The organism is Azospirillum melinis, assembly GCF_013340935.1.
Lineage (GTDB): Bacteria > Pseudomonadota > Alphaproteobacteria > Azospirillales > Azospirillaceae > Azospirillum > Azospirillum melinis.
This window is the reverse complement of record NZ_WHOS01000020.1, coordinates 18,115-41,050: the sequence shown is the minus strand read 5'-3', so window position 1 is coordinate 41,050 and position 22,936 is coordinate 18,115. Positions and strand designations below refer to the sequence as shown.

19 protein-coding genes and 1 tRNA gene are annotated in these 22,936 nt (G+C 68.1%); 15 read left to right on the top strand and 5 right to left on the bottom strand.

Going from position 1 to position 22,936, the window contains the following annotated elements; all coding sequences use genetic code 11:
- Positions 1–23: 23 nt before the first annotated feature.
- On the top strand, positions 24–674 hold the full coding sequence (locus GBZ48_RS16650) for a glutathione S-transferase family protein (RefSeq protein ID WP_174472028.1): 651 nt from the start codon (positions 24–26) through the stop codon (positions 672–674).
- Positions 671–1,201 (top strand): GNAT family N-acetyltransferase, encoded by a 531-nt coding sequence (locus tag GBZ48_RS16645; protein WP_246307247.1) that lies wholly within the window; start codon positions 671–673, stop codon positions 1,199–1,201. Before GBZ48_RS16650 ends, GBZ48_RS16645 begins: the two co-directional genes overlap by 4 nt.
- A gap of 103 nt (positions 1,202–1,304) precedes the next feature.
- On the opposite strand, the gene gltB is transcribed toward GBZ48_RS16645, so the two are convergent.
- Together gltB and GBZ48_RS16635 are read right to left on the bottom strand one after the other, a co-directional pair.
- On the bottom strand, positions 1,305–5,852 hold the full coding sequence (gltB, locus tag GBZ48_RS16640; protein ID WP_174472027.1) for a glutamate synthase large subunit: 4,548 nt from the start codon (positions 5,850–5,852) through the stop codon (positions 1,305–1,307).
- A 96-nt stretch (positions 5,853–5,948) separates the two neighbouring features.
- Entirely contained in the window at positions 5,949–7,397 is a 1,449-nt protein-coding gene (locus GBZ48_RS16635) for an NAD(P)-dependent oxidoreductase (protein WP_174472026.1), read from the bottom strand.
- 385 nt (positions 7,398–7,782) lie between these two features.
- On the opposite strand from GBZ48_RS16635, the gene GBZ48_RS16630 reads away from it, so the two are divergent.
- Positions 7,783–8,583: an undecaprenyl-diphosphate phosphatase gene (locus GBZ48_RS16630; protein WP_098740810.1), complete on the top strand. Its 801-nt coding sequence runs from the start codon at positions 7,783–7,785 to the stop codon at positions 8,581–8,583.
- A gap of 89 nt (positions 8,584–8,672) precedes the next feature.
- Here GBZ48_RS16630 and GBZ48_RS16625 read toward each other — a convergent pair whose 3' ends face one another.
- The gene (locus GBZ48_RS16625; protein ID WP_174472025.1) at positions 8,673–9,860 is read right to left on the bottom strand and encodes an MFS transporter; all 1,188 of its coding nucleotides are present in this window, start codon (positions 9,858–9,860) and stop codon (positions 8,673–8,675) included.
- Between the two features lie 223 nt (positions 9,861–10,083).
- The gene (locus GBZ48_RS16620; RefSeq protein ID WP_174472024.1) at positions 10,084–11,055 is read right to left on the bottom strand and encodes a complex I NDUFA9 subunit family protein; all 972 of its coding nucleotides are present in this window, start codon (positions 11,053–11,055) and stop codon (positions 10,084–10,086) included.
- 288 nt (positions 11,056–11,343) lie between these two features.
- Here GBZ48_RS16620 and GBZ48_RS16615 point away from each other — a divergent pair.
- From GBZ48_RS16615 to GBZ48_RS16570, 10 genes are all read left to right on the top strand, one after another.
- Positions 11,344–11,430: transfer RNA gene (locus GBZ48_RS16615), tRNA-Leu, on the top strand.
- 121 nt (positions 11,431–11,551) lie between these two features.
- Positions 11,552–12,178: a ribonuclease D gene (locus GBZ48_RS16610; RefSeq protein ID WP_174472023.1), complete on the top strand. Its 627-nt coding sequence runs from the start codon at positions 11,552–11,554 to the stop codon at positions 12,176–12,178.
- A 305-nt stretch (positions 12,179–12,483) separates the two neighbouring features.
- The gene (locus GBZ48_RS16605; protein WP_174472022.1) at positions 12,484–13,533 is read left to right on the top strand and encodes a KpsF/GutQ family sugar-phosphate isomerase; all 1,050 of its coding nucleotides are present in this window, start codon (positions 12,484–12,486) and stop codon (positions 13,531–13,533) included.
- 52 nt (positions 13,534–13,585) lie between these two features.
- Positions 13,586–14,353: an LPS export ABC transporter periplasmic protein LptC gene (gene lptC, locus GBZ48_RS16600; RefSeq protein ID WP_246307246.1), complete on the top strand. Its 768-nt coding sequence runs from the start codon at positions 13,586–13,588 to the stop codon at positions 14,351–14,353.
- Entirely contained in the window at positions 14,350–15,219 is an 870-nt protein-coding gene (locus GBZ48_RS16595) for an LptA/OstA family protein (RefSeq protein WP_174472021.1), read from the top strand. Before lptC ends, GBZ48_RS16595 begins: the two co-directional genes overlap by 4 nt.
- Before the next feature lie 44 nt (positions 15,220–15,263).
- Complete coding sequence (lptB, locus tag GBZ48_RS16590) at positions 15,264–16,007, top strand: LPS export ABC transporter ATP-binding protein (RefSeq protein ID WP_343049570.1); 744 nt, start codon at positions 15,264–15,266, stop codon at positions 16,005–16,007.
- Between the two features lie 33 nt (positions 16,008–16,040).
- A complete protein-coding gene (gene rpoN, locus GBZ48_RS16585) occupies positions 16,041–17,657 on the top strand; it encodes an RNA polymerase factor sigma-54 (protein WP_174472019.1) in 1,617 nt (538 codons plus the stop codon).
- 152 nt (positions 17,658–17,809) lie between these two features.
- Complete coding sequence (hpf, locus tag GBZ48_RS16580; protein ID WP_174472018.1) at positions 17,810–18,400, top strand: ribosome hibernation-promoting factor, HPF/YfiA family; 591 nt, start codon at positions 17,810–17,812, stop codon at positions 18,398–18,400.
- A gap of 34 nt (positions 18,401–18,434) precedes the next feature.
- Positions 18,435–18,893, top strand: coding sequence for a PTS IIA-like nitrogen regulatory protein PtsN (gene ptsN / locus GBZ48_RS16575; RefSeq protein ID WP_109095955.1), 459 nt, complete (start codon positions 18,435–18,437; stop codon positions 18,891–18,893).
- Positions 18,894–19,021: 128 nt separating this feature from the next.
- On the top strand, positions 19,022–19,585 hold the full coding sequence (locus GBZ48_RS16570) for a Uma2 family endonuclease (protein ID WP_246307245.1): 564 nt from the start codon (positions 19,022–19,024) through the stop codon (positions 19,583–19,585).
- Between the two features lie 16 nt (positions 19,586–19,601).
- Here the strand turns inward: GBZ48_RS16570 and ubiG are convergent, their stop codons facing one another.
- Entirely contained in the window at positions 19,602–20,384 is a 783-nt protein-coding gene (ubiG, locus tag GBZ48_RS16565; RefSeq protein ID WP_174472017.1) for a bifunctional 2-polyprenyl-6-hydroxyphenol methylase/3-demethylubiquinol 3-O-methyltransferase UbiG, read from the bottom strand.
- Between the two features lie 183 nt (positions 20,385–20,567).
- Here ubiG and GBZ48_RS16560 point away from each other — a divergent pair, with 183 nt between their 5' ends.
- The gene (locus GBZ48_RS16560; RefSeq protein WP_109095953.1) at positions 20,568–21,803 is read left to right on the top strand and encodes an aspartate kinase; all 1,236 of its coding nucleotides are present in this window, start codon (positions 20,568–20,570) and stop codon (positions 21,801–21,803) included.
- Positions 21,804–21,848: 45 nt separating this feature from the next.
- A complete protein-coding gene (locus GBZ48_RS16555) occupies positions 21,849–22,934 on the top strand; it encodes an NAD(P)H-dependent flavin oxidoreductase (protein ID WP_174472016.1) in 1,086 nt (361 codons plus the stop codon).
- Positions 22,935–22,936: the final 2 nt, after the last annotated feature.

The following is a 22,936-nucleotide window of genomic DNA, read 5'->3' as shown; positions in this document are numbered from 1 at the left end:
CCGCGCGCGAAAGGTGCCGTCCGATGTCCGATCCGATCCTGGTGATTGGGAACAAGGCCTATTCGTCCTGGTCGCTGCGCCCCTGGCTGGCTCTCAGGCAGGCCGGGGTCGCCTTTGCCGAGACGGCGATTGTCCTGCGCCAGCCGGACACCGCCGCGCGCATCGCCGAACAGTCGCCGTCCGGCCGCGTGCCCGCCCTGATCCATGACGGGCTGACCGTCTGGGACTCGCTGGCGATCTGCGAGTATGTGGCGGAACTGGCGCCGCAGGCCGGGCTGTGGCCGGCGGACCGGGCGGCGCGGGCGGTGGCGCGCTCGGTGTCGGCGGAGATGCATTCCGGCTTCGTCTCGCTGCGCACCACCATGCCGATGGACCTCAAGCGCGACCGCAAGGGCCAGGGTATGACCGAGGCGACCGCCGCCGACATCGCCCGGATCGAGGCGCTGTGGGAAGATGCCCGCACCCGCTTCGGCGGCCCGGCCGGCGGACCCTTCCTGTTCGGCGCCTTCACCATCGCCGACGCCATGTTCGCCCCGGTGGTGACGCGGCTGGAGACCTATGGCGTCGCGGTGTCGCCGGTGTCGCGCGCCTATATGGACGCCGTGCTGGCTCTGCCGGCGATGCGGGACTGGATCGCGGCGGCCAAGGATGAGCCGTGGGAGTTCGAGCCTTGAGCAATTCCGGCTTCATCGTCCGCCCGGCGCAGCCGGAGGATGCCGAAGCGGTCGGTGGGCTGCTCAGGGCCTCCTATCCGCCGCTGATGGCCGCCGGCTATCCGGCGGAGGTGCTGGAGCGTGCCCTGCCGGCGATGATCCGGGCCAACCCGCTGCTGCTGCGGACGGGCACCTATCATCTGGCGGTGGGGGACGATGGTGCCGTGATCGGCTGCGGCGGCTGGACCCGCGAGCCGCCGGGGGCACCCTGCCAGCCGGTCGATCCGACCGTCGGGCATATCCGCCACTTCGCCACCCACCCCGCTGCCTTGCGCCGGGGGGTCGGCACCGCCCTGCTCGCCCGCTGCATCGACGAGGCCAGGGTCGCCGGCGTCCGCCGGCTGGAGTGCCTGTCGAGCCTCGTCGCCGAGGGCTTCTATGGCTCGGCCGGCTTCCGCCCGGTCGGTAAGCGGTCGGTGATCCTGGCGCCGGGCGTCCAGTTCGACAGCATCGTCATGGTTCTGGAGCTGTCTCCGCCCGCCGGTTGACGCAACCGCCAACGAAAAACGGCGCGCCGTCCTGCCGGATGGCGCGCCGTTTTCATGTCGGCCCTCCACCCCGCCGGTGAGGGCGGGGCAGGGGTGGTGTCGGTCACTCCGCCGGGATGGCGCGCGGCAGGTTCACCGGCACGGCCAGACGGTGCAGCATCTCCTTCGGAACCACCTGCCAGAAGTGGCCGAGTTCACGCTGCCAGTCGTTGAGGATCTCGGCGGCGAAACGGCTCTGCGTCTCGGCGACGTGCTCCTCGATCAACGTGCGGAGCTGGCCCTCGTAATGGGGCACCTCGATCCGCTGGAAGATGACGCTTTCCTCGTTGATGAAGAGCGGCAGCGAGTCTTCCGGGTCGTAGATGTAGGCCATGCCCCCGGTCATGCCGGCGCCGAAATTGTCGCCGACCTTGCCGAGGATCACCGCCGTGCCGCCCGTCATGTACTCGCAGCCGTTGGAGCCGCAGCCCTCCACCACCACGGTGGCGCCGGAGTTGCGCACCGCGAACCGCTCGCCGGCCTGGCCGGCGGCGAACAGCTTGCCGGCGGTGGCGCCGTACAGCACCGTGTTGCCGATGATGGTGTTCCTGTTCGACTCCAGCGGGCTGCTGGTCGCCGGACGGACGACGATGGTGCCGCCCGACAGGCCCTTGCCGACATAGTCGTTGGCGTCGCCCATCACCTCCAGCTTGATGCCCTGGACCGCGAAGGCGCCCAGAGACTGGCCGGCGGTGCCGCGCAGACGGACGGTGATGTGGCCGGGCTGCAGCCCGAACATGCCGAACTTCCGCGTCACCATCGAGGACAGCCGCGTGCCGATGGCGCGCTGCGTGTTGCGGGCGTTGTAGGCGAGCTGCATCTTCTCGCCCTCCTCGAACAGCGGGCGGGCATCGGCGACGATGCGGGCGTCCAGCGTGTCCGGCACCTCGTTGCGGCCCTGGAGCGTGCAGTAGCGCGCGTTCTCGCCGGGGTCGACCTGGGCCAGCAGCGGGTTGAGGTCGAGATCGTCGAGATGGGCGCCGCCGCGGCTGACCTGATGCAGCAGGTCGGTGCGGCCGATCACCTCGTTCAGCGAGCGGAAGCCCAGCTTGGCGAGGATCTCGCGGACCTCTTCGGCCAGGAAGGTGAAGAGGTTGACGACCTTCTCCGGCGAGCCGACGAACTTCTCGCGCAGCTTCTCGTCCTGGACGCAGACGCCGACCGGGCAGGTGTTGGAATGGCACTGCCGGACCATGATGCAGCCCATGGCGATCAGGCTGGCGGTGCCGATGCCGTACTCTTCCGCACCCAGCATGGCGGCGATGACGATGTCGCGGCCGGTCTTCAGGCCGCCGTCGGTGCGCAGCCGCACGCGGTGGCGCAGCTTGTTCAGCGTCAGGACCTGATGCACCTCCGACAGGCCCATCTCCCAGGGCAGGCCGGCGAACTTGATCGAGGTCTGCGGCGAGGCGCCGGTGCCGCCGGAGTTGCCGGAGATCAGGATGATGTCGGCGTTGGCCTTGGCCACGCCGGCGGCGATGGTGCCGATGCCCGACCGGCTGACCAGCTTCACCGTGACCTTGGCGTCCGGGTTGATCTGCTTCAGGTCATATATGAGCTGCGCCAGATCCTCGATCGAGTAGATGTCGTGGTGCGGCGGCGGGCTGATCAGCATGACGCCCGGCGTCGAGTGACGCAGCCGCGCGATCATCTCCGTCACCTTGAAGCCGGGCAGCTGCCCGCCCTCGCCGGGCTTGGCGCCCTGGGCGACCTTGATCTCCAGCTCGCGGCACTGGTTCAGGTACTCGGCGGTGACGCCGAAGCGGCCCGACGCCACCTGCTTGATGGCGGAGTTCCAGTTGTCGCCGTTCTTGTCGGGACGGAAGCGCGCCGGATCCTCGCCGCCCTCGCCCGAGTCGGACTTGGCGCCGATGCGGTTCATCGCGACGTTCAGCGTGCCGTGCGCCTCGGGCGACAGGGCGCCCATCGACATGCCCGGCGTGATGAAGCGCTTGCGGATCGAGGTGATGCTCTCCACCTCGTCCACCGGAACGGCGGCCTTGGTGGTGCGGAACTCCAGCAGGTCGCGCAGCTGCATCGGCGGCCGCTTGTTCACCTGCTCGGAATACTTCTTGAAGGTGGTGTAGCTGTCGTTGGTGACGGCCTGCTGCAGGGTGTGGATGATCCCACCTTCCCAGCCATGGCGGTCGCCCGACTTGCGGAAGCGGTAGAAACCGCCGACCGGCAGCGGCAGCGCCTCGCCGGCATAGGCCAGCGCATGCTGCTCCAGGACCTTCTTCTGGATGCCGTTCAGGCCGATGCCGGAGATGCGGCTGACCATCGCCGGGAAATGCTCGGCGACCAGGGCGCGGCTGAGGCCGATGGCCTCGAAGTTGCCGCCGCCGCGGTAGCTGCTGATGACCGAGATGCCCATCTTGGACATGATCTTCAGCAGGCCGTCGTCGATGGCCTTCTTGTAGTTCGTCATCGCCTTTTCCAGCGACAGCGAGCCCAAGAGGCCGCGGCGCTGGCGCTCGGCCACCGCTTCCTGCGCCAGATAGGCGTTGACGGTGGTGGCGCCGACGCCGATCAGCACCGCGAAGTAATGGGTGTCCAGGCATTCCGCCGTGCGCAGGTTCAGCGAGGTGAAGGTGCGCAGGTTGGAGCGGATCAGGTGGGTGTGGACAGCACCGGTCGCCAGGATGGCCGGGATGGCGGCGCGGGCCGGGCCCATCGCCTCGTCGGTCAGGGTGACGTGGTTGGCGCCGCCGCGCACGGCGTCCTCCGCCTCCTGGCGGATGCGGCGCAGCGCGTCGCGCAGCGCGTCGGGGCCGCCATCCACCGGGAAGGTGGCGTCGATCACCGCCGCGGTGTCGCCCATATAGTCCCGCATGGCGTGGAATTCGGCGGTGGTCAGCACCGGGCTGTCGAGTTGCAGCAACCGGGTCTGGCTCTCATCCTCGTCCAGGATGTTGCCGAGGTTGCCCAGACGCGTCTTCAGGCTCATCACCCGGCGCTCGCGAAGCGAGTCGATGGGCGGATTGGTGACCTGGGAGAAGTTCTGGCGGAAGAAATGGTGCAGGCCGCGGTACTTGTCGGACAGCACGGCGATGGGGCTGTCGTCGCCCATCGAGCCGATGGCCTCCTTGCCGTCCTCCGCCATCGGGTGGAGGATCAGCTCCATGTCTTCCATGGCGAGGCCGAAGGCCATCTGGCGACGGCGCAGTTCGTCCTTCTCCATCTCCGACGGCTCGCCCTTCAGCGCGGCGGTCTTCACCAGCTCGTCCAGATGGGTGGTGTTCTTGACCCACTGGCCCCAGGGCTTCTGGGCGGCCAGATGGTCCTTCAGCTCACGATCGTTGAACAGCTTGCCGGCCTGGAGATCGACGGCGATCATCTCGCCCGGGCCGAGGCGGCCCTTCTCGACCACCTGGTTCTCCTCGATCTTGACCATGCCGGTCTCGGAGCCGCCGATGATCAGGCCGTCGGTGGTGATGGTGTAGCGCATCGGGCGCAGGCCGTTGCGGTCCATGCCGCCGACGACCCAGCGGCCGTCGGTCATGGCGAGCGCGGCCGGGCCGTCCCACGGCTCCATGACGGAGTTGCAGTAGGCGATCAGCGCCTTGTGGTTGTCCGGCGTGGTCTGCGAGCTGGTCAGCGCCTGCGGCACCAGCATCATCTTGACCATGGGGGCGGTGCGGCCGGCGCGGACCATCACCTCGAACACGCTGTCGAGCGCGCCCGAGTCGGACAGGCCGACGCCGATCACCGGCTTCAGGTCGCCCATGTTGGCGCCGAACACCGGATGCTCCATCCGCGTCTCGTGCGCCTTCATCCAGTTGACGTTGCCCTTCAGCGTGTTGATCTCGCCGTTGTGGGCGAGCATGCGGAAGGGCTGGGCCAGCGGCCAGGTCGGGAAGGTGTTGGTCGAATAGCGCTGGTGGTAGATGGCGAAGGACGACTCGAAGCGGTCGTCGGTCAGGTCCGGATAGAAGGTGGACAGCTGTTCGGCGAGGAACATGCCCTTGTAGATGATCGAGCGCGCCGACAGCGAGCAGATGTAGAAGTCGTTGATGCGCTCGTTCTGCACCGCCTTCTCGATCCGGCGGCGGATGATGTAGAGGTCGAGTTCGAACTGCTCGTCCGACACGCCCTTGGCATTGCCGATGATGATCTGTTCGATCTCGGGCCGGGTGGCGTTGGCCTTCTCGCCGATGATGTCGACGTTGATCGGCACCTGGCGCCAGCCATAGATGTAGTAGCCGAAGGCCAGGATCTCGGTCTCGACGATGCAGCGGCAGGCTTCCTGGGCGTCCAGGCTGATGCGCGGCAGGAAGACCTGACCGACCGCCAGATTGTTCTCCGGCGGCAGGTGGCCGATGATCTTGACGTGGTCCTTGAAGAACTTCTGCGGCACCTGGACATGGATGCCGGCGCCGTCGCCGGTCTTGCCGTCGGCATCGACCGCGCCGCGGTGCCAGACCGCCTTCAGGGCTTCGATGCCTTTTTCGACCACCGAACGGCGGGGCTTGCCGTCGATCGCGGCGATGAAGCCGACGCCGCAGGCGTCGTGCTCGTCGGCCGGATTGTAGGCGTGGGCAGTGGTCAGCGCCGCGGCGTTGGCGCGGAAATCGGCGACGAACTGCTCACCCTGGTTCAATTCGGTGGTCATGGAACGACCCTTTCACAGTCTGGACGTTGACCTGGGGGGCCGAAGGGAAGGCCCCCTGGGGTAGACGGTGTTCTGATAGCGGAAGGAAGGAGCGGCTTACTCGGCCGCGACGGCCAGCTTGGGCGCGCCGACGGTCTGGGCGTAGGCGTGCATGGCGTCGGCGGCGTCGCGGCCGTCGCGGATGGCCCACACCACCAGGGACGCGCCGCGGACGATGTCGCCGGCGGCGAAGACACCGTCCAGGCTGGTCATCTTGGTGCGGTGGTCGACCAGCAGCGTGCCCCAGCGGGTGACGGTCAGGTCGGGCGAGCCGAACATGCCCGGCAGATCCTCCGGCTCGAAGCCGAGCGCCTTGATGACGAGGTCGGCCGGCTCGGTGAAGTCGGAGCCCTCGATCACCTGCGGGGTCTGGCGGCCGGTGGCGTCGGCGACACCCAGATGGATGCGCACGGCGCGCACGCCGGTGACGACGTCGTTGCCGGTGAAGGCCTCGGGTGCTGCCTGCCAGACGAACTCGACGCCCTCTTCCTCGGCATGCGCCACTTCGCGCTGCGAGCCCGGCATGTTCTTGCGGTCGCGGCGGTAGAGGCACTTGACCGAGGTCGCGCCCTGGCGGATCGCCGTGCGCACGCAGTCCATCGCGGTGTCGCCGCCGCCGAGCACCACCACCTTCTTGCCGGCGGCGTTCAGCGAGCCGTCCTCATAGGCGTCCATCCGGTCGCCGAGACCGACCTTGTTGGAGGTGGTCAGGTATTCCAGCGCCGGGACGATGTTCTTCAGCCCCGAGCCGGGGGCCTTGATGTCGCGGGCCTGGTAGACGCCGGTGGCGATCAGGATGGTGACGTGGCGCTCGCGCAGCTCGGCCAGCGAGGCGTCGCGGCCGACCTCGAAATTGGAATGGAAGATGACGCCGGCATCGGCCAGACGCTGGACCCGGCGGGCGACGACGTCCTTTTCCAGCTTGAAGCCGGGGATGCCGTAGACCAGCAGGCCGCCCATGCGGTCGTAGCGGTCGTAGACATGGACCTCGTAGCCCTTGGCGCGCAGTTCCTCGGCGGCGGCGAGGCCGGCCGGGCCGGCGCCGATCACGCCGACCGACAGGCCCAGCTCGCGGGCCGGCTTGCGCGGCTTGACCCAGCCATTCTCCCAGGCGGTGTCGTTGATGTACTTCTCGACCGAGCCGATGGTGACGGCGCCGTGGGTCGACTGCTCGATGACGCAGTTGCCCTCGCACAGCCGGTCCTGCGGGCAGATGCGGCCGCAGATTTCGGGGAAGTTGTTGGTGGCCTGGGAGACCTCGTAAGCCTCCTCCAGACGGCCCTCGGCGGTCAGCTTCAGCCAGTCCGGGATGTTGTTGGAGACCGGGCAGTGCACCTGGCAGAAGGGAACGCCGCACTGCGAGCAGCGGTTGGCCTGCTCGTTCGCGCGCTCGTCGCTGAAGCGGGCGTAGATCTCGGCGAAGTCCTGGCGGCGGTCGGCGGCAGACCGCTTGTCGGGCATCTTCTGCGCGGTGTGCACGAAGCCCAACATTTTCTGGTTCGCCATGACGTCTGCTCCTTGCTTCGCGGCCCCGCCCGCTGTCGCGGGGGCATCGCCTTGCTGGGCCTGACCGGGGGCTGCGGCTGTGGCCTACGCCGACCGGCTGGGTTGAAATCGAACGTCCGCGAAGTGGCGGACGCTCGTCATATAACGCATGCGACCACCCCGTGAAAGCACAAAAACACCGATAGGTCCGGTTTGTTGACCTTTTCTTCCGCAAGGCTGAAATGCGTGGGCGTGGCGGTGGGGTGTCACAAAAACGCGACAGAAAATTAGTCCCAATTCAGGACTATCGCCCGAATAGGGGTACCGACCCCACGCCATCGCCAAGCGCGGCCATGCCCTGCTATAAGCGCTGCAACATTCACCGTGCCGAAGGCTGCGTGCCGCGATGATGATCGATCAATATCTGGACGCCACCCTCCTGGGGTTGATTGAGGGGCTGACCGAGTTCCTGCCCGTCTCCTCCACCGGCCACCTGATCATGCTGGACGAACTGCTGGGCTTCGAGGGCCCGCCCGGCAAGGTGTTCGAAGTGGTGATCCAGCTCGGCGCCATCCTGGCGATCTGCGTGGTCTATTTCCAGCGGCTGTGGCATGTCGCCACAGGACTGAAGGACGATCCCGGCGCCCGCCGTTTCGTGATGGCGGTGGTCATCGCCTTCCTGCCGGCGATGGTGCTGGGCGCCGGCCTGCACGGCATCATCAAGTCGGTGCTGTTCAACCCCACCGTGGTCAGCATCGCGCTGATCGTCGGCGGCATCGCCATCCTGCTGGTGGAGCGGCTGATCCCGGTCGCCCGCTATCACCGAATCGAGAATTTCTCCGCCCCGCTGGCGCTGAAGATCGGCTTCTGCCAGTGCCTGGCCCTGGTGCCCGGCGTGTCGCGGTCGGGCGCCAGCATCCTGGGGGCGTTGCTGATGGGTGTCGACCGCAAGGCGGCGGCCGAGTTCTCCTTCTTCCTGGCGGTGCCGACCATGGCCGGCGCCACCGTCTACGACCTCTACAAGAACTGGTCGGTGATGAGCCTGGACAGCGGCCTTCTGATCCTGGTCGGCTTCGTCACCGCCTTCATCGCCGCGGCCCTGGTGGTGAAGACGCTGGTCGACTTCGTCGGCCGCTACGGCTTCACCCCCTTCGGCTGGTACCGCATCGCCGTCGGCACCGGCATGCTGGCGTTCCTCTACCTGTAAGGACGAGGGCCGCGACTGCGGCCCCGCAGGCCCATGCCTGCGAAGGCAAGCGGCCGGATGGCCGCGCCCGCCGATTGAGGGCAAAAAAGCTAAACCACCCGCCGCGGCACCGCACGGGCCGCGGCGGCGGCCATGCCCAGCGCCAGCAGCGCGATCATCGCGAAGGCGGTGGCGAGGCTGGTGGCCTCGGCGATGAAGCCGACCAGCGGCGGACCGGCCAGCACGCCGGCATAGCCCATGGTGGACACCGCGGCGACCGCATGGTCGGGATGGCCGCTGTCCACCGACCCCGCCGTGCTGAACAGCACCGGGACGATGTTCGACAGGCCGATCCCGGTCAGTCCGAAGCCGACCATCGCCAGCACCGGCGCTCCCCCCGCGACAACTCCCCCGGCCAGCACGCAGCCCAGCCCGGCCGTGGCCAGCAGCCCGCCGGCGCGCATCAGCGTCGCCCCGCCGAAGCGGTGGCGCAGCCGGTCGCCGCTGAACCGCCCGGCCGCCATGGCGGCGCAGAACACGCCGAACCCCATGCCGGCGATGGAGGCCGGCGCGCCCAGATCGTCGCGCAGATGGATGGCGCTCCAGTCCAGGATGGCGCCTTCGCCCATGAAGGCCATCGCGGCCAGCAGGCCGAGCAGCAGCGTCTTGCGGTCGGGCAGAACCAGCCCGCCGCCGCCGGCGTTGCGGTCGGGCAGGAAGCGTCCCTGCAAGGCCAGGAACAGCGCCAGAAGCCCGGCCGACACCAGCCCGGCCTGCGCCGCCGGCGGCATCAGCGGCAGCAGAAGCCCGCCCAGGCCCGCTCCGGCCAGCCCGCCCAGACTCCACATCCCGTGCAGCGACGACATGATCGGCCGGCCCATCCGCCGCTCCACCAGCGCGCCCTGGGCATTCATCGCGACGTCCATGGTGCCGCCCGAGGCGCCGAACAGCGCCAGCACGATGCACAGCGTCGCCACGTCCGGCACCAGGGAGGGCAGGGGAAGCAGCCCGGCGAACAGCAGGGCGGTCACCCGCGTCACCGGCGCGCTGCCCAACCGGCCCAGCAGCGGCCCGCTGGCGATCATCGCCGTCAGGGCGCCGACGGCAAGGCAGAGCAGGGCAGCACCCAGCACCGCCGGGCTGAGGTCCAGCCGGTTCTTCAACAAGGGGATCTGCGTCGCCCACACGCCGAAGACGGTGCCGTTCAGGAAGAAGGCGGCGACGGTCGCCCAGCGCGCGGCCGATGCCTGTTCCGCCATCCGGCCCGGCACGCCCCGGATATCCTCTGCTCCCGTCATCACCGTTCCCGCCTTGGTTGAACCGCCCACATGACGGCGGCGGCGGGGGAATTCAAGCGGCGATGGGGCAGGCGTGCCATGCCTGCGGTGGGAGCGTCATGGCCCGGGCAAAAGGCCGGGCAAAACAAAAGCCCCGGCGCAGCGGCCGGGGCTTTCGGAGGCACGAGGGCTAAGATGCCCTCTCGGCGGGCGTCGGCCCAGTGGGGCGGCCCGGCACGCGTCGTCAGTGGGCGTTGTTGGTCATGCCGCTGTACTTGCCGCCGACGATGAAGCGCGACAGGTAGGTCGGCAGGATCACCTCGCAGGCCGCCAGCTCGGCGATGCCCAGATCCTTGAAGCCCAGCGCGCCCGGCGAAACGACGTTGTCCTGCTTCAGCAATGCCACCTGATCGCGGGTCAGGGCCGGGGCCAGCACCGGCACCTTCTCCAGGATGCCGGCCAGCGACTCGGCGGCGCTCCAGGGGATGGTCACCAGCGGGCGATGGCGCTGGATGTTCTTCTGGGTCAGCTCCAGCAGTTCGCGGAAGGTGTAGACGCGCGGACCGCCCAGCTCGTAGGTCTTGCCGCGGCTGGCGTCGCTGTCCAGCGCCGCGATCACGGCGTCGGCCAGATCGCCGACATAGACCGGCTGGAACAGGGTCTTGCCGCCGCCGATCAGCGGCAGGGCCGGGGCCTTCTGCGCCATCGCCGCGAACTTGTTGAAGAAATTGTCCTCCGGCCCGAAGACGATGCTGGGGCGCAGGATGGTCGCCGCCGGGAAGGCGGACAGCACCGCCTGCTCGCCGGCCGCCTTGGAGCGGGCATAGACCGACGGCGAGGAGGCGTCGGCGCCGATGGCGGAGATCTGGATCAGCCGGTTGACGCCCGCCGCGGCGGCCAGCCGGGCGATGCGCGACGCGGCGTCGACATGCACGCCCTGGAAGCTCTGGCTCCCGCGCTCGTACAGCACGCCCAGCAGGTTGATGGCGACATCCGCCCCCTGGAGGGCGCGGGCGACCGACACGTCGTCGGCGCAGTCGGTGGCGAACGGCACGATCTGGCCGACGGCGCCGGCCGTCTTCAGGAAGCCGGCCTTGCCCGGGTTGCGGGTGGCGATGCGGATGAGGGCGCCCGACTTGGCGAGGCGCCGGATCAGGTGGCGGCCGATGAAGCCCGAACCGCCGAACACCGTGATAACCTGAGTGCGATAGGACATCGACCGTCTCCCGTGCCGTTGCGCGCCGAAACCGGGGTCTTCGCGCTTTCAGCGCGCGCCCCCGCGCGTCGTCCGACTGTGTGTCGCCATAAAGGACTGCTGGAACTGCGGCCATGCTTATAGCGAATGGACCGCGCCCAATCTAGGGACTGCATCGCCGCGGCCGGGACCGCCCCGGGAAAATCCGGCGAAAATCCGCGATGCGGCAAAAAAATGAATGGCTCGGAAAAAAGCTGTTGACGCCCCCCGGAAGGATCATTAAACAACCGCCCACACACCGAGCACCGAGCCCAGGTGGCGGAATTGGTAGACGCGCAGGTTTCAGGTACCTGTGGCAGAAATGTCGTGGAAGTTCGAGTCTTCTCCTGGGCACCATTTCTTTCTACCCGGCTGCGCCGCATGCACAGCTCCTTCGATTGAGAAGGAGGACGTGCAGAGCGGCGTTCGTCGTTTCTAGGGTCCATGGCCGGGGGCCTGACCACCCCGGGACGCGACCATGCCCATCGACCTTCATGACGGCGACCTCCCCGACGGCCTCGACCTCGGCGCCGGCGCCCGCGACAACTGCGTCGCCATCGACACCGAGACCATGGGGCTGAACCCCCACCGCGACCGCCTCTGCCTGGTGCAGCTGTCGGCCGGCGACGGTGCCGTCCATCTGGTGCAGTTCCGCCCCGGCCAGTACGAGGCGCCGAACCTGAAGCGCCTGCTGACCGATCCCGCCGTGACCAAGCTGTTCCACTTCGCCCGTTTCGACGTGGCGGTGATGAAGGCCTATCTGGGCGTCGGCTGCCAGCCGGTCTACTGCACCAAGGTGGCCTCCAAGCTGGTCCGCACCTTCACCGACCGCCATGGCCTGAAGGATCTGTGCAAGGATCTGCTGGGCGTTGAGATCTCCAAGCAGCAGCAGTCCTCCGACTGGGGCGCGCCCGAGCTGACCACCGACCAGATGAAGTACGCCGCGTCGGACGTGCTGCACCTGCACGACCTGAAGGCGAAGCTGGACGTCATGCTGGCGCGCGAGGGCCGCACCCATCTGGCGCAGGCCTGCTTCGACTTCCTGCCCGCCCGCGGCGAGCTGGACCTCGGCGGCTGGGAAACCCCGGACATTTTGGCGCACTGACACTCTAAATCATCGCCCTCTCCCGTCCCGGGAGAGGGAGGGGACCCACGACGTGGGGAGGGTGAGGGGTGATCCAAGGAGCCCGAACCGCATGGTTCCTTGCGCTCCCCCTCACCCTTCCCACCGCTTTGCGGTGGGCCCCTTCCCTCTCCCGGGGCGGGAGAGGGAACTGCACGCACCCCGCCCCCTGACCGGGCGTGGATTTGACCCGGCGTCCGCCGGTGGGCATACTGCAAGACGCGCCTGCCGGGAGTCCTCCGGGCAGGCGCCGCGTTTGTGAACGGCCCATCGCCGGGCCTTGCGAAATGGAAGGCATGACAGCCTTGACCAGTGTTATCACGTCCAACCTGTCCGGCAGCCTGACCGACAGCGCCGCCACCTCGACCGGGTCCAGCCCGGTGGAGAACCGCGATCTCGCCTGCGCCACCCGCGTCCTGCGGACCGAGGCCGATGCGCTGTTGGCGCTGGCCGGCAGCCTCGACGGCGAGTTCCTGCGGGCGCTCGACATCCTGCAGGGCATCGAAGGCCGCGTGATCGTCACCGGCATGGGCAAGTCGGGCCATGTCGCCCGCAAGATCGCCGCCACCATGGCCTCGACCGGCACGCCGGCCTTCTTCGTCCATCCGGGCGAGGCGAGCCACGGCGACCTCGGCATGATCGCCAGGATCGACGCGGTGGTGGCTCTGTCCAACTCCGGCGAGACGCACGAGCTGGCGGACATCATCGCCTACACCCGCCGCTTCGGCATTCCGCTGATCGGCATGACGCGGCGTGCCGCCTCCGCCCTGGCCGAGCAGTCCGACGTGGCGCTGGTCATCCCGCCGGAGCCGGAAGCCTGCCCGCTGGGGCTGGCGCCCACCACCTCCACCACCATGATGCTGGCGCTGGGCGATGCGCTGGCGGTGGCTCTGCTGGAACGGCGCGGCTTCTCCGCCGCCGATTTCCGCGAGTTCCACCCCGGCGGCCAGTTGGGCCGCGCATTGCTGAAGGTCACCGACATCATGCACAAGGGCGCGGATTTGCCCCTGTGCCGTCTTGACTCGCCGCTGTCCGACGTCATCTTCGAGATGACGGCCAAGCGGCTGGGCTGCGTCGGGGTGACCGACGATGCCGGGGCGCTGGTCGGGATCATCACCGACGGCGACCTGCGCCGTCATCTGACGCCGGAGCTTCTGGCGGAACGCGCGGACAGCATCATGTCGCCGCGGCCCAAGACCATCCGCCCCAAGGCGTTGATCGTCGAGGCGCTGCGCGAGATGAACGACAAGAAGATCACCACCCTGTTCGTGATCGAGGCCGACCGGCCGCTCGGCATCGTGCACATCCACGATGTCCTGCGCGCCGGTGCGGCCTGACGATTGTTCTGTCCATGATGGAAGCCAAGCGCCGAGCCGGAGGGACGAAGATTTGAGCCTGGACGACCTGCGCAGCCCTGATCGTACGACAGCCGGCCGCACCGCCCCCGCCCCCAGCGCCGGGCGGACCTCCATCGGCGGCCTGTCCGCCGATGGGCCGAACCGCCACGTGCCGGCCGCTGCCGAACCGCCGGCGGCTCTGCGGGCGCACCGGCGGCGCGACACCCGTCCGGTCAGCCGGGTCTACAGCCGTTTCGTTTCCGCAATGAAGTTCGTGCTGCCGGCGGCGGCGCTGGCGATGGTGGCCCTGCTGGCCGCCTGGCCGTCGCTGAACAGCCCGCAGAGCGCCCGCGTCACCGCCGACGCCGGGCAGAGCGAGATGCTGAAGCCGCGCTATTTCAGCCTGGACGAACACAACCAGCCCTTCTCGCTGGTGGCGGCCAAGGCCGACAAGTCGGCCGACCAGCCCGACATCGTCCTGCTGGACGATCCGCAGGCGGAGATGACCGAGACCACCGGCACCTGGGTGACCATGCGGTCCGACAAGGGCTGGTACAACCAGAGCACCGGCATCCTGCTGATGCGCGGCAACGTGCATGTGCTGCGCGACGACGGCAACGAGTTCACCACCAGCGAGGCCGAGGCCGACATCCGCAAGGGCAATGCCTGGGGCGACAAGGCGGTGACCGGCCAGGGTCCGCAGGGCGAGATCAACGCCATCGGCTTCCGCATGACGGACCGCGGCAAGAATGTCGTCTTCCTCAACCAGTCGAAGGCCGAGGTTCAGGCCGCCGAGCGCCCCGGGAGCAAGAAGCCGTGACGTCCAAACGGTCGCCAGTCCGTACCGCCCCATTTCGTATTGCCCTGACCCTGTCGGCCATCCTGGCCGGCGGGTTTTTCGCTTTCGCTTCTCCCGCTTACGCCCAGGGGCTGCCCGGCATGGGCGGCAAGCAGCCGGTGGAGATCAACGCCGACCAGGCGATCGAATGGCACCAGGACGTCCGCGCCTATGTGGCGCGCGGCAACGCGTCGGCCAAGCGCAACGACTCGACCGTCTTCGCCGACGTGCTGACCGCCTATTACCGCGAGGTTCCCGGCAAGGGCAACGAGGTGTTCCAGCTGGTGGCCGACGGCAATGTCCGCATCGTCAGCCCGAACCAGCAGGTCTATGGCGACCATGGTGTCTATGACGTCGACAAGCAGGTGGCGGTCGTCACCGGCCGGGATCTGAAGCTGATCACCAACAAGGACGTGGTCACCGCCCGCGACAGCCTGGAATATTACGAGGCGCAGGACCTGACCGTGGCGCGCGGCGACGCGGTGGCGGTGCGCGGCAACGACCGGCTGCGCGCCGACGTGCTGATCGGCCGGCTCAAGAAGATGCCGGACGGCACCACCCAGATGGAGCGGATCGACGGCTCCGGCAACATCGTCGTCACCACCCCCACCGACGTGGCGCTGTCCGAAAAGCTGGTCTATTCGGTCGCCGACAATGTCGCGGTGCTGATCGGCAACGTGAAGATCACCCGCGGCGACAACCAGCTGAACGGCGAAGCCGCCGAGATGAACATGAACACCAAGATCAACCGCGTCATCGCCGGCCGCGACGCCGGCGGCCGGGTCAGCGGCCTGCTGATTCCGGGCGAGAAGAACGGGCCCGGCGCGCCTGCGGGCAAGAAGCAGTGACCGTGCTGACCGCGAACGGGCCCGGCGCCGCTCCCGCCGGCACCATCCCCACCGCCGCCGTCCCGGCCGAAGGGCTGGTGGCCCAGCATCTCGGCAAGTCGTTCAAGAAGCGGCCGGTGGTGCGGGACGTCTCGATCAGCGTCCAGCGCGGCGAGGCGGTCGGGCTGCTCGGCCCCAACGGCGCCGGCAAGACCACCTGCTTCTACATGATCACCGGCCTGATCGCCGCTGACTCCGGGACGATCACGCTGGACGGCCAGGACATCACCGCGCTGCCGATGTACCGCCGCGCCCGGCTCGGCATCGGCTATCTGCCGCAGGAGGCCTCGATCTTCCGCGGCATGACGGTGGAGAACAACATCCGCTCGGTGCTGGAGGTGGTCGAGAGCGACCGCGACGCGCGCGAGGCGATGCTGGACGAGCTGCTGGCCGAATTCTCGGTGACGCATCTGCGCCGTTCCCCCGCCCTGGCGCTGTCGGGCGGCGAACGGCGGCGCGTGGAGATCGCCCGCGCGCTGGCCGGACAGCCGCATTTCATCCTGCTGGACGAGCCGCTGGCCGGCATCGACCCCATCGCGGTGAACGACATCCGCGAGCTGGTCGGGCACTTGCGCGACCGCGGCATCGGCGTGCTGATCACCGACCACAATGTGCGTGAAACATTGGACCTCGTCGATCGGGCATACATTTTGCACGATGGTGTGGTACTAATGGAGGGACGGCCGGACGAGATCGTGGCGCACGAGGGCGTGCGCCGGGTCTATCTCGGCGACCGCTTCAGTCTGTAGCCCTCCGTTTCCACTGGTCCCGGTTCCACAGCCATGGCGCTTGCTCAACGTCTCGACCTTCGACAAGCCCAGACCCTGGTGATGACGCCGCAGTTGCAGCAGGCCATCAAGCTGCTGCAACTGTCGAACATCGAACTGTCGGACTTCGTCGACCGCGAGATCGAGCAGAACCCGCTGCTGGAGCGTGACGGCGGATCGGCCGACGGCGGCAGCGACCCGGTGGGCGACGGTGCCGGCGGCGAGGCGCCGGGCGGGCTGGACGGCCCCGGCGGCATGGAGGCGAACGGCCTCAGCGCCGATGGGCTGAACGGCCGCGACGACGGGCCGGCCCTGCCGATGGGCGACGGGCGCACCCGCGACACGGTGGAGATGACCTCGTCGGACACGATGGCCTCCTCGTCGGAGTCGCCGCTCGACACCGATTTCGAGAATGTCTATGGCGACGACCGCTTTTCCGACGGCTCGGACGGCGGCAGCGAGGTCTATGGCTCCTATGGCGAGCGCGGCGGCCGCAGCGGCTTCGAGGATGACGACAGCAACCTCGAAGCGACGCTGACCAGCGAGAAGAACCTCCGCGACCATTTGACCGAACAGCTGAAGATCGACCTGCCCGACCTGGGCGACCAGTTGATCGGGCTGGCCCTGATCGACATGCTGGACGAGGCCGGCTGGCTGATCGGCTTCGACGCCCAGGCGATGGCCGAGCAGCTCGGCTGCGGCGCCGAGCGGGTGGAGCGGGTGCTGGCCGCCTGCCAGCGCTTCGACCCGCCCGGCATCTTCGCCCGCTCGCTGAAGGAATGCCTCGCCATCCAGCTGCGCGAGAAGAACCGGCTCGACCCGGCGATGGCGGCGCTGCTCGACAATCTGGAGCTTCTGGCTGCGCGCAACCTGCCGGCCATCATGAAGGTCTGCGGCGTCGATGCCGAGGATGTCGCCGACATGGTCGTCGACATCCGCAAGCTGAACCCGAAGCCGGCGCTGGCTTTCGACCATACCCCGGCCCAGCTGGTCACCCCCGACATCCTGATGCGCGCCAATCCCGGCGGCGGCTGGCTGATCGACCTGAACCCGGACACGCTGCCGCGGGTGCTGGTCAACCACCGCTATTTCGCCCGCATCTCCGACAGCGCCCGCAACAAGGCCGACAAGGAATACATCTCCGAGCGGTTCCAGTCGGCCAACTGGCTGGTCAAGTCACTGCACCAGCGCGCCACCACTATTTTGAAGGTGGCGAGCGAGATCATCCGCCAGCAGGATGCGTTCTTCATCCATGGCGTCTCGCACCTGCGACCGCTGATCCTGCGTGACATCGCGGAGGCCATCGGCATGCATGAAAGCACAGTCAGTCGCGTCACCACCAACAAGTTCATGGCGACCCCGCGCGGCGTCTTCGAGCTGAAATACTTCTTCACTTCCGCAATCCAGGGTGCGGACGGACAGGCGTCCCATTCCGCAGAAGCGGTTCGGCACCGCATCAAAACCATGATCGATGCCGAGAAGCCGGACGATGTGCTGTCCGACGACAAACTGGTGGAGATTCTCCGTGCGGAAGGGATCGACATTGCGCGAAGGACGGTCGCGAAGTATCGTGAAGCGATGAAAATACCGTCATCGGTGCAGCGACGCCGTGCCAAGATGTCACGCATGTAAGCGGTTCGGGCGGGGGAGGGCTCGATTGACAGTCCGGTGACCCTTGCCTATCGTCCCGGCCCGCATGCGGCGGATCAGCATCTTCGAACCCGGCATCTTAGAACGTCGTGTCTACACCGTCCCCAGCGGACCAATATTGGAAACGTTCCACCATGCAACTCTCCGTCAAAGGCAAGCAGCTCGATGTGGGTGATGCTCTGCGCACCCATGTGGCCGATAGCCTGAACGCCGTGGTCGGCAAGTACTTCGACAAGCCGATCGAGGCGAACGTGATCCTGACCAAGGACGCGCACCTCTACAAGGCCGACATCCAGGCCCATGTGGGCCGCGGGATCGTCCTGCAGAGCGCCGGCGACGCCACCGAACCCTATCCGGCCTTCGACATCGCCTGCGAGAAGCTGGCCAAGCGCCTGCGCCGCTACAAGCGCCGCCTGCGCGACCACCACGCGGCCGAGAACGGCGCCGCCGTCCCGGCGAGCTACCGGGTGCTGGAAGCCGAGACCGAAGAGCATCACGACGAGGTCGAGGCTGCCGCCGACGGCGCCGCCAACCCGATGGTCGTCGCCGAGATGGAGACGAGCATCGCCACCCTGTCGGTCAGCGAGGCGGTTATGCGCTTGGAGCTGGCGCAGGCTCCGGCGCTGATGTTCCACAACGGTGCGCATGGCCGTTTGAACATGGTCTATCGCCGCGCCGACGGGAACATCGGCTGGGTCGACCCGGCGGAGAAGGCCGGCGCCTGACGGCGCCGACCCGTCTCGCTGGTCAAGAAGCGTCATGCTCGACCTCATTTCTCCGCACGCCATCCTCCCGAACCTGAAGGCCGGCAACAAGAAGCAGGCCCTGCAGGAGATGGCGCGCAAAGCGTCCGAGCTGACCGGTCAGCACGAGCGGGCGATCTTCGACGTGCTTCTGGAGCGCGAAAGGCTGGGCACGACCGGCGTGGGCCATGGCATCGCCATCCCGCACGGCAAGCTGTCCAGCCTGGACCGCGTCCACGGCGTCTTCGCCCGCGTGGAGCGGCCCATCGATTTCGATGCGATCGATGAGCAGCCGGTCGACCTGATCTTTCTCCTTCTCGCCCCGGAACAGGCGGGAGCCGATCATCTGAAGGCCCTTGCCCGCGTCTCGCGCCTGCTGCGGGACCAGTCCATGTGCGAGAAGCTGCGTGGAGCCCAGTCGGGCGACGCGATGTACGCGCTCCTGACCCAGCACGAGCCGAGCCCGTCCAACTGACGGGCCGCCGGTGAGGGGAAAGGCATGTTGAAGGGGCCGTTGCACGTTCGTGCGCGGCCCTTTTTCTTTGGCGGCGGATGCACCAATTGGTGTGAGGCCGGCGGGCTGGTATACTGGGGCGAGCAGACATGACCGACGGGGGCAAGGCCATGGCAGGCGTCTCGCGCAAGCCCTGGATTACGCCGCAGGACTATCTTGCCGCCGAACGGACGGCTGAGGTGCGCCACGAATATCTGGACGGCGAGACCTTCGCCATGGTCGGGGCGAGCCGCCGTCACGCGACCATCGTCGGCAACCTGTTCGTTACCCTGCGGCAGGCCGCCCGCGCCCGTGGATGCCAGGCTTACGCCAATGACGTGAAGGTCCGGGTCGAGGCGGCGAACGCCTTCTACTATCCCGACCTCGTTGCGACCTGTGCCGGTGGTGACGACCCCTATGTGGTCATGGACCCGGTTCTGGTCGTGGAGGTGCTGTCCGACAGCACCGAAGCCATCGACCGCCGCGAGAAGCGGACCAACTACCAAAAGATCCCGTCCCTGCGCGAGATCGTGCTGGTGTCACAGGGAGAGCGTCTGGTCGAGGTCTACCGCCGCGACGGCAGCGGTTGGACCGTCGATGTCGTGCGCGACGGTCCGGTCATGTTGGCCGCGTTGGACCTCTCTCTGCCGTTGGACGAAATTTACGAGGACTGAGTGGCGCCCGCGCCCCTCACCCCCGCTCGGCCCAGCCCATGTAGTTCACGTCCAGATCGCGCGCGTTCAGTCGGAACTCGTCGCTCAGCGGGTTGTACGTGATGCCGGTCAGGTCGCGTACGCTCAGGCCATACGGGCGTACGATGGCATTCAGTTCGGACGGGCGCAGGAACTGGCGCCAGTTGTGGGTGCCGCGCGGCAGCCAGCGCAGGATGTACTCCGCCCCGACGATGGCGAGCGCGAAGGACTTCGGCGTGCGGTTCAGCGTCGCCAGGAACAGCAAGCCGCCCGGCGCCAGCAGGTCGGACAGCGACTTCACGAACAGCGGCACGTCGGCAACATGCTCGATCACCTCCATCGCCAGAACCACGTCGAATTTTTCGCCGCTGGCCGCCAGGGCCTCGGCGGTGGTGGCGCGGTAGTCCACCGTCGTGCCGGTCTCGGCGGCGTGGGTGGCGGCGGTCTTGATGTTCTTCTCCGACGCATCCACCCCGACCACCGTGGCGCCCATCCGCGCCAGCGGTTCGGCCAGCAGGCCGCCGCCGCAGCCGATGTCGACGATGCGCAGGCCCGCCAGCGGGTTCGGTGCCAGCGGGTCGCGGCCCAGCCGCTTGCACACCGCATCGCGGATGTAGGTCAGGCGCAGCGGGTTCAGCCGGTGCAGCGGCTTGAACTTGCCGGCCGGATCCCACCATTCGGCGGCGATGGCGGAGAAGCGGGCGACATCCTCCGGATCCACGGTTCCGCCGGCCGGGGCGGTTGCGGACGCGTGCGGGAAGGCGGAGGATGAGGCGGTCATGGTGAAAATCCGTAAACTGTGAGGCGGGACGGGCGCGGGCAACTTGCCTCGCTTCCAGCGACGGAGTATGGATACGCCGCCCCGCGCCGGCAACGGTGGAGCGGGGGTGCGCACAGCCGACCCGCATGACCGAGATGGCGAGATCCAGACGGCATGACCGGGCGGCCAGACATGGTGTGAGGTATGGCGCGGATCGTCCTGAAGTTCGGAGGCACGTCGGTCGGCGACATCGACCGCATCAAGAACGTGGCCCGAAAGGTCGAGCAAGAGGTGAAGGCGGGGCATCAGGTCGCCGTCGTCGTGTCGGCGATGTCCGGCGTGACCAACCAGCTCGTCAAATACTGCAACGAAATCGACAAGCTGCACGACGCCCGCGAATATGACGCGGTCGTGGCGTCGGGCGAGCAGGTGACCTCCGGTCTCCTGGCCGTCGCCCTGCAGTCGCTCGGCATTCCCGCCCGCTCCTGGGCCGGCTGGCAGATCCCGATCCGCACCGACGACACGCACGGCAAGGCGCGCATCGTCTCCATCGACACCACCGAAATGGAAAAATCCCTGCAGACCGGCGAAGTCGCCGTGGTCGCGGGCTTCCAGGGCGTGTCGGAGCATGGCCGCATCACCACGCTGGGCCGCGGCGGCTCTGACACCTCGGCGGTGGCGCTGGCGGCGGCGGTGAAGGCCGACCGCTGCGACATCTACACCGACGTGGACGGCGTCTACACCACCGACCCGCGCATCGTCACCAAGGCGCGCAAGCTCGACAAGATCACCTACGAGGAGATGCTGGAGCTGGCCTCGCAGGGGGCCAAGGTGCTTCAGACCCGCTCGGTCGAGATGGCGATGAACCACCGCGTGCGCGTGCAGGTGCTGTCGAGCTTCGAAGCGGCGGCGGGCAGTTCGCTTCCCGGAACCCTGGTTGTTGACGAGGACGAGATCGTGGAAAAGGAAGTTGTTAGCGGCATCGCCTACAGCCGCGACGAGGCGAAGATCACCCTGGTGGGCGTCGCCGACCAGCCGGGCGTCGCCGCCGCCATCTTCGGTCCGCTGACCGACAACGCCGTCAACGTCGACATGATCGTCCAGAACGTGTCGGAAGACGGCAAGTCCACCGACATGACCTTCACCGTCGGCAAGGCGGACATCGCCCGCGCCGTGAAGGTGCTGGAGGATGCGCAGTCCACCCTGAACTACAAGCGCATCGTGTCGGATGCCAACGTGGTCAAGGTGTCGGTCATCGGCGTCGGCATGCGCAGCCATGCCGGCGTCGCCCAGCGCATGTTCAAGGCGCTGGCCGACAAGGGCATCAACATCCAGGTCATCTCGACCTCGGAGATCAAGATCTCGGTCCTGATCGCCGAAGAGTATGCGGAGCTGGCGCTGCGCGCCCTGCACACCGCCTACGGCCTGGACGCCGCCTGATCGCAGGCGGGTGCCGGGGACGGGAACATCAGGAGAGGGCCGGCCATGACCGACGCCACATCTTACGCGGCGGCAGCATCGGCCCGGCTCGACCGGCTCTGGCAGCGGGGCCGGGACTTCCTCGGCACCCGCACCGCCGTGATGGGCGGTGCGATGAGCTGGGTGTCGGAACGGCATCTGGTCTCCGCCATCTCCAACGCCGGCGGCTTCGGCGTGCTGGCCTGCGGCTCGATGGCGCCGGACCAGCTGGCGGTGGAGATCGCCGGCACCCGCGCGCTTACGGCCAAGCCGTTCGGCGTCAACCTGATCAACATGCACCCGGCGCTGGACCAGCTGATCGACGTCTGCCGCGAGCAGAAGGTCGGCCATGTGGTCGTCGCCGGCGGCCTGCCGACCGGCGCCACCCTGCGCCGCATCAAGGACGGCGGGGCCAAGGCGATGGCCTTCGCCCCGACCCTGACCGCCGGCCGGCGGCTGGTGAAGCATGGCGCCGATGCGCTGGTGATCGAGGGAACCGAGGCCGGCGGCCACATCGGCCCGGTCTCCACCACCGTGCTGGCCCAGGAAATCCTGCCCGACCTGCGCGACGTGCCGGTGTTCGTCGCCGGCGGCATCGGCCGGGGCGAAACGATCCTCTCCTATCTGGAGCTGGGGGCCGCCGGCGTTCAGGTCGGCACCCGTTTCGTCTGCGCCACCGAATGCGTGGCCCATGCCAATTTCAAGCAGGCCTTCATCCGGGCGTCGGCCCGCGATGCCCAGCCGTCGGTGCAGATCGACCCGCGTTTCCCGGTGATCCCGGTGCGCGCGCTGGCGAACGAGGCGTCCAAGCGCTTCATGGAGTTCCAGCGCGACGTCATCGCCAGGGTCGATTCCGGCGCGATGAGCCGCGACGAGGGCATGCTGGAGATCGAGCATTTCTGGGCCGGCGCGCTGCGCCGCGCGGTGGTCGAGGGCGACGTGGAAAGCGGCTCCCTGATGGCCGGGCAGAGCGTCGGGCTGGTCACCCGCGAACAGCCGGTGGCCGAAATCCTGGCCGAATTGATCGCCCAGGCCGAATCGGCGCTGGCACGGCGGGCGATGGATGAGGCATCGTTAAGCCTGATGACGGAGCCGACGGTGGGAGCGCTGTAGCG

Excerpts from the sequence above, each read along its gene's own strand:
- GBZ48_RS16650 (WP_174472028.1), top strand. The coding sequence starts at position 24 with ATGTCCGATCCGATCCTGGTGATTGGGAACAAGGCCTATTCGTCCTGG.
- gltB (WP_174472027.1), bottom strand. The coding sequence starts at position 5,852 with ATGACCACCGAATTGAACCAGGGTGAGCAGTTCGTCGCCGATTTCCGC.
- GBZ48_RS16635 (WP_174472026.1), bottom strand. The coding sequence starts at position 7,397 with ATGGCGAACCAGAAAATGTTGGGCTTCGTGCACACCGCGCAGAAGATG.
- GBZ48_RS16630 (WP_098740810.1), top strand. The coding sequence starts at position 7,783 with ATGATGATCGATCAATATCTGGACGCCACCCTCCTGGGGTTGATTGAG.
- GBZ48_RS16625 (WP_174472025.1), bottom strand. The coding sequence starts at position 9,860 with ATGACGGGAGCAGAGGATATCCGGGGCGTGCCGGGCCGGATGGCGGAA.
- GBZ48_RS16620 (WP_174472024.1), bottom strand. The coding sequence starts at position 11,055 with ATGTCCTATCGCACTCAGGTTATCACGGTGTTCGGCGGTTCGGGCTTC.
- GBZ48_RS16610 (WP_174472023.1), top strand. The coding sequence starts at position 11,552 with ATGCCCATCGACCTTCATGACGGCGACCTCCCCGACGGCCTCGACCTC.
- GBZ48_RS16605 (WP_174472022.1), top strand. The coding sequence starts at position 12,484 with ATGGAAGGCATGACAGCCTTGACCAGTGTTATCACGTCCAACCTGTCC.
- rpoN (WP_174472019.1), top strand. The coding sequence starts at position 16,041 with ATGGCGCTTGCTCAACGTCTCGACCTTCGACAAGCCCAGACCCTGGTG.
- hpf (WP_174472018.1), top strand. The coding sequence starts at position 17,810 with ATGCAACTCTCCGTCAAAGGCAAGCAGCTCGATGTGGGTGATGCTCTG.
- ptsN (WP_109095955.1), top strand. The coding sequence starts at position 18,435 with ATGCTCGACCTCATTTCTCCGCACGCCATCCTCCCGAACCTGAAGGCC.
- GBZ48_RS16570 (WP_246307245.1), top strand. The coding sequence starts at position 19,022 with ATGACCGACGGGGGCAAGGCCATGGCAGGCGTCTCGCGCAAGCCCTGG.
- ubiG (WP_174472017.1), bottom strand. The coding sequence starts at position 20,384 with ATGACCGCCTCATCCTCCGCCTTCCCGCACGCGTCCGCAACCGCCCCG.
- GBZ48_RS16560 (WP_109095953.1), top strand. The coding sequence starts at position 20,568 with ATGGCGCGGATCGTCCTGAAGTTCGGAGGCACGTCGGTCGGCGACATC.
- GBZ48_RS16555 (WP_174472016.1), top strand. The coding sequence starts at position 21,849 with ATGACCGACGCCACATCTTACGCGGCGGCAGCATCGGCCCGGCTCGAC.